We start from the raw sequence: 8189 nt of genomic DNA, 5'->3' as shown, positions 1-8189 counted from the left end.
TCTGAAGGGCCACAAAACCTTCATCTTCCGCACAGCATCAATTCCAGAAGTTGCCTACGACCAACTCCCATTCATGTTCAGGACACAAGACCAGCGACAACACACACCGTGCCGTACCGACCGGCAACCAACTGACCAGCACCACCGCTAAAAACGTCAGCGCCAGATCAGCATCCATGTCATCGCTCGAACCACTCACCGCGACCAGCTGAACAGCACAGACAGCGCGCCACCGAACTCACATCACGATGCCGAACGACCACCGACAAAAACCCGCAGATCATCAGCGTCCTCCACGAGTACGAACACGCCGCATGAGTCGCACGGACGGGACTATCGCAAGGGCAAGCTGACCGGCCGGGCGGGCCGTCTGTTGTGGGAGGCCGCCCGGCCGGACTGTGTGGTTACCGCACGTCGTAGGCGCGGGTGGTGGTCTGGGTGACCGCGTTGCCGTTGGTGTCGGTGAGGCTGGCCTTCATCGTGACCTGTTTGCCGGAGGCGCCGGTGTGGTCGAGGATGGCCGTCCACTTGCCGTCGTGCTGCTCGGTCGGTGCCTGGGTCCAGGTGGTGCCGCCGTCGTAGGAGTAGGACAGCGAGGCTTCCTTGATCGCGCCCGGGGTGTACCCGGCGTGGCCCTCGACTGACAGGCCGACCTTGATGCCGCTCTGCGCGGGCAGGGTGTTCATGCCGTCCACCGGCACGTCGTATGCCGGGAAGAGGATCGGCAGGCCGCGGGAGTAGACGTCCGGTTCCTGGTGGGAGCGGAAGCTCCAGGTGGTGGTGATCTCGGTGGAGCGCAGCCAAGGCCGGTCGGAGGTTGGGACCTTGAACTGGTTCTGGGTGAGCTCGTAGGAGGAGTCCTCGGCTGGCACCGCGAACACGCCATACGGGTAGGGGATGGCGTCGATCTGCACACCGTTGCGCTTCAGCGCCAGGTTGCCGAGGTCGCCGAACGACCCGCCGTAGGACCAGTGATCCCCGGAGCCGTCGACCCAGAATGCGGTCTGGATGCCGATCAGGTGGCCCTGCCGCTCGGCGGCGAGCGCCAGGTTGCCGTCGGCGTCGCGCGCTGCTGCCGGCCGCAGGAGGCCGCGGTACCACTCCTCGGTGCTCCGCTGTCCGGCCTGGTAGGTGCGCCCGTGGTCGCTCATGAACGCGGCAAACGGGAAGCTGCTCATCGCGCCGTGCAACCAGGTGCCGTCGCCGGTCGTGTAGTAGGCGGTGCGGGTGGCGGGCACGTGGACCGTGTCAAACAGACTCACGGGGACAGTGGTTCTGCTGCCCCAGGAGGGGCCGTTGAACATCGCGTCGATGTAGTTGGCCTCCTTGCCCATCGCGTACCACTTCTCGGTGACCTGGGCCAGCTTGGAGTCGTTCGGCCGGTAGACCTGGTCGGAGTGCAGCGGGCCCTGGGTCGGGAACGACAGGTTGTAGACATAGGACGAGCCATCCTGGGAGCCGGTCGCGCGCCAGATGGGCCGGAACTCGAAGGAGCCCTTCTGGGCACGCCCGTCGACGGAGGCGTAGAACTTCTGGACAGTGTCGCCGGCCATGAGCGCTCCGTTCGCCTGCCAGGTGTTGTCCCAGGCGCGGGCGTAGGTGAACGTGGCATGGTTCACCGTCGAGGGGCGGTCGGTGTGCAGGCTCAGCTGGTGGGCCTTGCGGGCGTCGAGGACGACGGTGGTGTCCTGGGTGATCCGCAGCTGCGGGTTCCCGAGGTAGCTGATCGATTCGGCTGCTTTGTTCGCGTTGTAGCTTGCCACGAAGCTGCTGAGGGCGTAGTCGCCCGGGCGCACGCTGTACGTCTGCTCGGTCGCGCCCCGGTTGATGCGGCGCTCGCCCTTGTTGGTGTCGAGGCTGACCAGGTCCAGGGAGGAGTCGCCGGTGGCGGGCTCGCCGTCGCGGTCGATGACCTTGACCCGGAGGGAGACCGTCTCCGGCTGGACGTAGAGCGTGACGGGCACGGAGACGTGGACATCGCCGCCGGTGGCCAGGATCCGGCCGGTGACCGCACCGTATTGGGCGTCCTTCAGAGGGACGGTGGGATCGATCCGCAGCGGCACCTGAACGGTGGCCCCTGCCGGGACGGTCACCTTGCCCTCGTCCAGCTTGATCATGTCGGAGTGGACATCGCTGCCGTCGTTGCCGTGCACACCGCTGACCTTCAGGTCCAGCGTGAGGTCGCTGCTGCTGGTGTTGGTGAAGGGCACCTGCACGGTGGTGCGGTCCGCGGCGTCCTGCGGCCAGTTGTAACTGCCGGCCTGGACGGCGGGCGCGGAGAACACCTTCTGGTGCACCGCGGCGTACACGTCGAGGACGCCGCCGCCAGTCTGGTCAACGCCGCCAACGTTGCCGCCGGCGCGGGCGGAGGAGACCAGGGCTTCCTTGATCTGCTGCGCGGTCCAGTCCGGGTGGGCCTGGCGGACGACGGCCGCGGCGCCCGCGACGTGCGGGGTGGCCATGGAGGTGCCGGACATCGTCTGGTAGGCGTAGATGCCGCGGCCGCCCGCGTTGGCCGCCGAGATGTTGACGCCGGGGGCGGCGATCTCGGGCTTGAGGGTGTGGGTGACGGCCACGGGGCCGCGGCTGGAGAACCGCGCGGTGGTGTCGTCGCGGTCGACGGCGCCGACGGTCAGCACGCCGGGCGCACAGCCGGGCGAGGAGACGGTCTCGATGCGCGGGCCGGAGTTGCCTGCGGCGACGACGAACAGGGTGTGCGTGTTCTGAGACATCTCCTGCGCGGCCTGGGCCAGCGGGTCGGTGCAGTCGCCGATCGCGGGGTCGCCCAGACTCATGGAGACGACGTCGGCCTTCTGGTCGACGGCCCACTGCATACCCGCGATGATCCAGGAGTCCTGGCCGTAGCCGCTGTCGTTGAGGACCTTGCCGATGAGCAGGGAGGAACCGGGGGCGACGCCCTTCTTGCGGCCGTCACTGGCCGCTCCGGACCCGCCGACCGTGGAGGCGGTGTGAGTGCCGTGGCCCTGCCGGTCGTCGGTGGTCTTGGAGTCCGTGAAGTTCTTGGACGCGGCGACCCGGTCCACCAGGTCCGGGTGCTGGGCGTCCACGCCGGTGTCCAGCACGGCGACCTTGGTGCCCTTGCCGTCGTAGCCCTCCGCCCACGCCTCCGGCGCGTGCACCTGCTTGGTGGACTGGTCCAGGGTTGCCTTGACCTTGCCGTCCAGCCACAGCTTCTTCAGCGCGGAGACAGAACGTGAGCGGGGGTTGGTGACGTCCTGCCAGAATGCAGCGGCGCTACCCTTGTCGGCCTTGAGCGCGACGCCGTCCACCGCCGGCAGGCTCAGGCCCCGCTCTGCCCCGCGCGGGGCGGCCGGCGCGGCACTGGCAACGTTCACACTGTTCCGGTAGGTGGCGATCAGCGGCAGCGTGTCGGTGTGTGTGTCGTCGTATCCCTGGCGGATGAGCCCAGTGACGTTGAACAGCTGCTCGTCGACCTTGCCCTCGGCGATCGCCTGTGAGGCGTCCTCCGGGTATACGTAGAGGTCCTTGCCCATTTGATAGGTCTGCACCATCGGCTGCGTGCCGTCCTCGCGGGGCAGCACGGCCGCCGAACTGCGGCCCGACCTGTCCGTGGTCACCAGCACCTTGTCGCCTGTGACGAGCGTGACCGTCACCTGCTTGCCGCCCGATGCTGCGGTCCCGCTGCCGATGACGGGTCTCTTCCCCGAGGCCCCGTCAGGTGGCGTATCCGCCGCCCCGGAAGGCGCGACCGCGGTGACGGCCAGGACGCCGGCGGTCGCCGCGCCCAAAGCTATACGCGTTATGGGGCCCATGAATCTCCCTATTTGACGCCGTGAACATGCCATGCTGGGGCTGCAGCCTGGCAGACACGCGAAGAGCGTGGGCATAGCGCGCGTGGCGGGTTTCCCGCATGTCGGATTTCCGTCACGCGGTCACATCATTCGGTTCGTCGGCTCGGTGAGGCTTCGGACCTGGCCGGTGGAGGTACGCCCGGGACGGCGACGACTTTGCCGAGGTCATGGCGAGGCGAACGGCCTCCTGTAGGGTGAACATGCAGTCGGCGTCGGCGACTTCGTGGCCGCTCGCGGTGCGTGAGCGCTGTGGGCGTGCAGGGAGCTGAAACGCGAAAACCTGATCGCCACCGCCCACACCGAAGCCACCACAAGAACCGGCATCTCTCCGGGCTTTGCGCTAGGCCAGTACCTGGTGTGGCGACGGCGGCTGCAAGACCTCGTAATCGTCCGCTCCCTCGCCCTCGACGCCTGCCACGCCATGGGCAACACCCGCAACGTAGCCGGCGCCTGGAACAACCTCGGCAGCGCACTCCAGAAACTGCGGCACTACGAAGAAGCCCTCGACGCCCACCAAACCACCCGCAACCTCCACCAACAGACCGGCGACACCCACGGCGAAGCCACCGCCTGGAACAACCTCGGCAGCGCCTACCGTGGTCTCGAGCGCTTCGAGGAGGCCGTCGCGGCCGGACAGCGGGCTGCCGGGATGCTGGCCGCGGCAAAGGACTGGTTCCGTACCGGCGAGGCATGGGGCGAGCTGGCCACCACCCTCACCGCAGCCCATGCCGATCCCCAACAGGTGACAGACGCCTGGAACCACTCCGCCACCGCGTACACCCAAGCCGGCGCAGAAGAGGAAGCCGCCACCTCCCGCACCAACGCAACAGGCACAGGCACAGACACCGACACCGACACCCCGGAGCCGTAACGACCTCCCACCACTCCCCTCGCCAGCAATGCTGACCGGCCGAAGGGGCAGGACAGCTGGCTTTGTACACGAGAACGGGTTCTGGCACACATTCCGTGTGCGATCTCAAGTCCGGCCTCACCGGACCCCGGTGAGGCGTGGTCCGCGCAGCTCACATGACACGCGCGCCTCCTGCTGGCGAGAACCAGCGAGATCTTTCACGAAATGTGTGCCAGAACCAAGTCGGGTTCTGGCACAGCTTCCGTGCAGCGGCCACTCTGGGTGACGATTGAGCATCTCAGGGCGGCTTCGAAGTCGCCCGAAAATGAGTCGTCATCGAGGTGGTTGGGCTCACAGTCCGGGCCGTGGAAGAGGTCGTGCTCCGGCTGAAGGAGCTGTTGTTCCCGTCGATCGCGGACGTCGCGGTGCTGTCGGTGGACGTGGATATCGAGATAGTGCGCGTTGACGTGCAATGCACCACGGCTGGCGCCGTCTGTCCGGGGTGCGGGGCCTGGTCGACCCGGGTTCACAGCTCTTATCTGCGGTTTCCCGCTGACGTACCGAGTGCCGGACGAACGGTCGTACTTCAGTTACGAGTTCGGCGGTTTCGGTGCCAGAACACCGTGTGCACGCGACGGACCTTCGTGGAGCAGATATCCGGCCTGACCCGCAGGTATGGCCAGCGAACGGAGCGGCTGCGCTCGACCCTGGCCGCCGTTGGCCTTGCTCTGGCTGGCCGGGCCGGTGCCCGGCTGGCTGCCATTCTCGGCGTGTCCGTCAGCCGAAGCACGGTTTTGCGCCTGGTCGACGCGCTGCCCGAGCCGGAGGTGCCCGCACCGCGAGTGGTCGGCGTCGACGAGTACGCCACCCGCAAGGGCCGCCACTACGGCACCGTCCTGGTGGACGTCGAAACCCGCCGCCCTATCGACCTGCTCCCGGATCGGGAGGCATCCAGCCTGGCTGCCTGGCTCGCCCAGCGGCCAGGCGTCGAGGTCGTCTGCCGGGACCGAGCGCCGTTCTTCGCTGAAGGCGCCACAGCCGGAGCGCCGCAAGCGGTCCAGGTCGCGGACCGGTGGCATCTCTGGCACAACCTGAGCGAGGCCGCTGAGCGGAGCATCGCCCAGCATCGCCGCTGCCTGAGTGTTCTGACGCCCGCAGCGTCTCAACCCGAACCCGGGCCCGTTCCGGCCTCGGATCCGTCCGCGTCACCTTGGCCACGAGGACACCGGTTCGCCGACCGGACGCGGGCACGGCACGCTGCCGTCCACGCCCTGCTGAAGGCGGGACACAGCCGACGATCGGTTCAGCGGGAGCTCGGTATGTCCTGGCGAACCGTCAAGCAGTTCGCCGACGTCGCAACGCCGGAGGAGTTGTTCACCGGTCAGTGGCAGAACCGCCCCTCGGTCCTCGATGACTACAAGCCCCACTTGGACAATCGCTGGAGTGAGGGTTGCACCAACGCGTGGAAGCTGTGGGAAGAGATCGTGCCGCTCGGCTACAAGGGCAGCTACCAACGTGTTCGCGCCTACCTGCACGACAAGCGCACCTCACCGCGGCCAGTTACCGCCCGGCCGCCCTCACCCCGGGCCGTCGCAGGATGGATCCTCCGGCACCCGGACACCCTCACCGAACCCGAGCAGATCCAGCTCAAGGCCGTCCGGATGCACTGCCCCGAACTCGACGCCCTCACCGGCCATGTCCGTTCCTTCGCAGCCATGCTCACCGACCGCCAGGGCGAGCGCTTGCCGGACTGGCTCGAGGCCGTCCGGCAGGACGACCTGCCCAGCCTCCACACCCTCGCTGCCGGCATCGACCGCGACCGCGACGCCGTCGTCGCCGGCCTCACCCTGCCCTGGAGTTCCGGTGTCGTGGAGGGCCATGTCAACCGGATCAAGATGCTCAAGCGCCAGATGTTCGGCCGTGCAGGCTTCGACCTCCTACGCAAGCGAGTCCTGCTTGCGTGACAGACATCGCGACCTCCCACCGCCTAAACCGGCTCCTCGTACACGTCACTCTCAAACGGCACGCGTTCAAGCAGCAGTTCGAGACGCCTCTCCATGGTGGCGAACCACTGGTCGAGGTTCGCATCAGTGTCGTGAAAGAACCACGAGTTGAAGCGCCCCAGGGCGTCCAGAGCGGGTTCGGGCTCGTAGCGCAGTTCGCAGTGGACCTGCACGTAGTGGTCATGCTCGCCGTCGACATCGCTGATATCGAACTGTCGCGTGAGGTCCACCGTGAACATCGGTCGCCCACTGAAGGCGTACGTGCCGTACTGGAAGAGCAAGCCGTCGGAGTCGGGTATTGCCGCTGTGTCAAAGCGCTGCCGCCCGAATCGTATGAAGGCCAGCCACACAGCCCGAGTGGTCAACTCGGTCGTCGTCGATCGCCCAGCCGCCAGCTCGGCACGCAGGACATCGAGGGCTTCCTCCAATCGCGGTCTGTTGGGCACGCCAGCTCTCCTCGCTTCGTGAATCAGCACCCTAACGTCCGTGGAGGAGGATCAAACCCGGCCCTGGACCGCCAGACATCCGCCATGCCGCCTTGTAACGCTCAGTTACCGCTGCACGAAAGCTGTGCCAGAACCACGACTCGTGAATAAAGCCAGTCGCCGAGAGCGTCGGGAGCTTCTTTGGTGTGGTGGTTCCGGAGTGCTCCCCCGAGGGGGAGGCCGTCGGTTCGATGCGCGAGGAGGCGGAGATCGCGCAGGAATTCTGGGATGAGGGCTACGGCGACAAGCCAGAGGACCTGCCCCCCGGAGCGGACCGCATGGTGACCTGGGGAGTGGACGCCGCGGCCGACCTGCTGTGCTGGCTTGTGACCGGCCCCGACCCCGACGTCTGGCCGGTGGCGGTCTACTGCCGTTGCTGGAACGAGTGGTCTCTGCATGGCGCCGGTATGGCGGGTTTCCTCACGAAGCTGGTCGCCGGCGAGTTCGAGGAGCTGCCGCTGTCCCTGGGCAGCGGAGAGTTTGACTCCGTACCGACGTTCACCCGCGACGAGGACTGACATCCGACTGTTCTCCGTCGGCTCACCCCCGGTGCCTTCTGCGGTACCGGGGGTGAGTGGGGTTTGCCCCAAGGGCCGGGTAGTGAGGGCCTGCCGGGAAACAAGTGCACCTGGTTGAGCGCCCTGCCACCGTCCGGAAGAGCGCTCTTGCAAGGGGCCTTTCATGGGGTGACACCCGCTTTAGGAGTTCGATCCACCCCGGGCTGGCTTGGGCCCAGCTGCACGCACGCGAGCCACCGGCGACCGCCCACTACTGCCACTGTCCGTGGTCGTTGATATCAGCGTTGGATGTCAGCGGAACAGTTCCGGCATTGGGCGGGCAGATTTACAGCGGGCTCCGCCTACGCCCTGCGACCTGCGATTTCCCTAGCAGCTAGTGCCGTATCAGGCAACGTTTGCCCTGTTGACGAGGGCTTGTAGGCGTTGGTCCTCGGCATGGCGGTTTCGCCAGATGATGTAGCGGCGGATCATGCTGCCCTGCGTCTTGTGGTCGGCGTGGT

General features: G+C 67.1%; 6 protein-coding genes and 1 pseudogene. 3 read left to right on the top strand and 4 right to left on the bottom strand.

The genetic code is table 11. From position 1 onward, the window contains the following. Positions 1-37 precede the first annotated feature (37 nt). Together ACFU8W_RS51630 and ACFU8W_RS51625 are read right to left on the bottom strand one after the other, a co-directional pair. On the bottom strand, positions 38-199 hold the full coding sequence (locus tag ACFU8W_RS51630) for a hypothetical protein (RefSeq protein WP_384052764.1): 162 nt from the start codon (positions 197-199) through the stop codon (positions 38-40). Positions 200-404: 205 nt separating this feature from the next. Next, positions 405-3794, bottom strand: a complete 3390-nt coding sequence (locus ACFU8W_RS51625; RefSeq protein ID WP_384052763.1) for a S8 family serine peptidase — start codon at positions 3792-3794, stop codon at positions 405-407. 394 nt (positions 3795-4188) lie between these two features. On the opposite strand from ACFU8W_RS51625, the gene ACFU8W_RS51620 reads away from it, so the two are divergent. Next, positions 4189-4704, top strand: coding sequence for a tetratricopeptide repeat protein (locus tag ACFU8W_RS51620; RefSeq protein WP_384052762.1), 516 nt, complete (start codon positions 4189-4191; stop codon positions 4702-4704). Between the two features lie 320 nt (positions 4705-5024). After that, positions 5025-6647, top strand: a complete 1623-nt coding sequence (locus tag ACFU8W_RS51615) for an ISL3 family transposase (RefSeq protein WP_384052761.1) — start codon at positions 5025-5027, stop codon at positions 6645-6647. 23 nt (positions 6648-6670) lie between these two features. Here ACFU8W_RS51615 and ACFU8W_RS51610 read toward each other — a convergent pair whose 3' ends face one another. Next, entirely contained in the window at positions 6671-7132 is a 462-nt protein-coding gene (locus ACFU8W_RS51610) for a hypothetical protein (protein WP_384052760.1), read from the bottom strand. A gap of 185 nt (positions 7133-7317) precedes the next feature. Between ACFU8W_RS51610 and ACFU8W_RS51605 the strand changes: the two genes are divergently transcribed. After that, the gene (locus tag ACFU8W_RS51605; RefSeq protein WP_384052759.1) at positions 7318-7689 is read left to right on the top strand and encodes a hypothetical protein; all 372 of its coding nucleotides are present in this window, start codon (positions 7318-7320) and stop codon (positions 7687-7689) included. Between the two features lie 384 nt (positions 7690-8073). On the opposite strand, the pseudogene ACFU8W_RS51600 reads toward ACFU8W_RS51605, so the two are convergent. Continuing rightward, positions 8074-8189 (bottom strand): annotated as a pseudogene (locus tag ACFU8W_RS51600) (transposase); the annotation flags it as partial.

Origin of the sequence: Streptomyces sp. NPDC057565, from assembly GCF_042801455.1 — a bacterium.
Lineage (GTDB): Bacteria > Actinomycetota > Actinomycetes > Streptomycetales > Streptomycetaceae > Streptomyces > Streptomyces yanii.
This window is presented reverse-complemented; position numbering and strand designations above follow the sequence as displayed.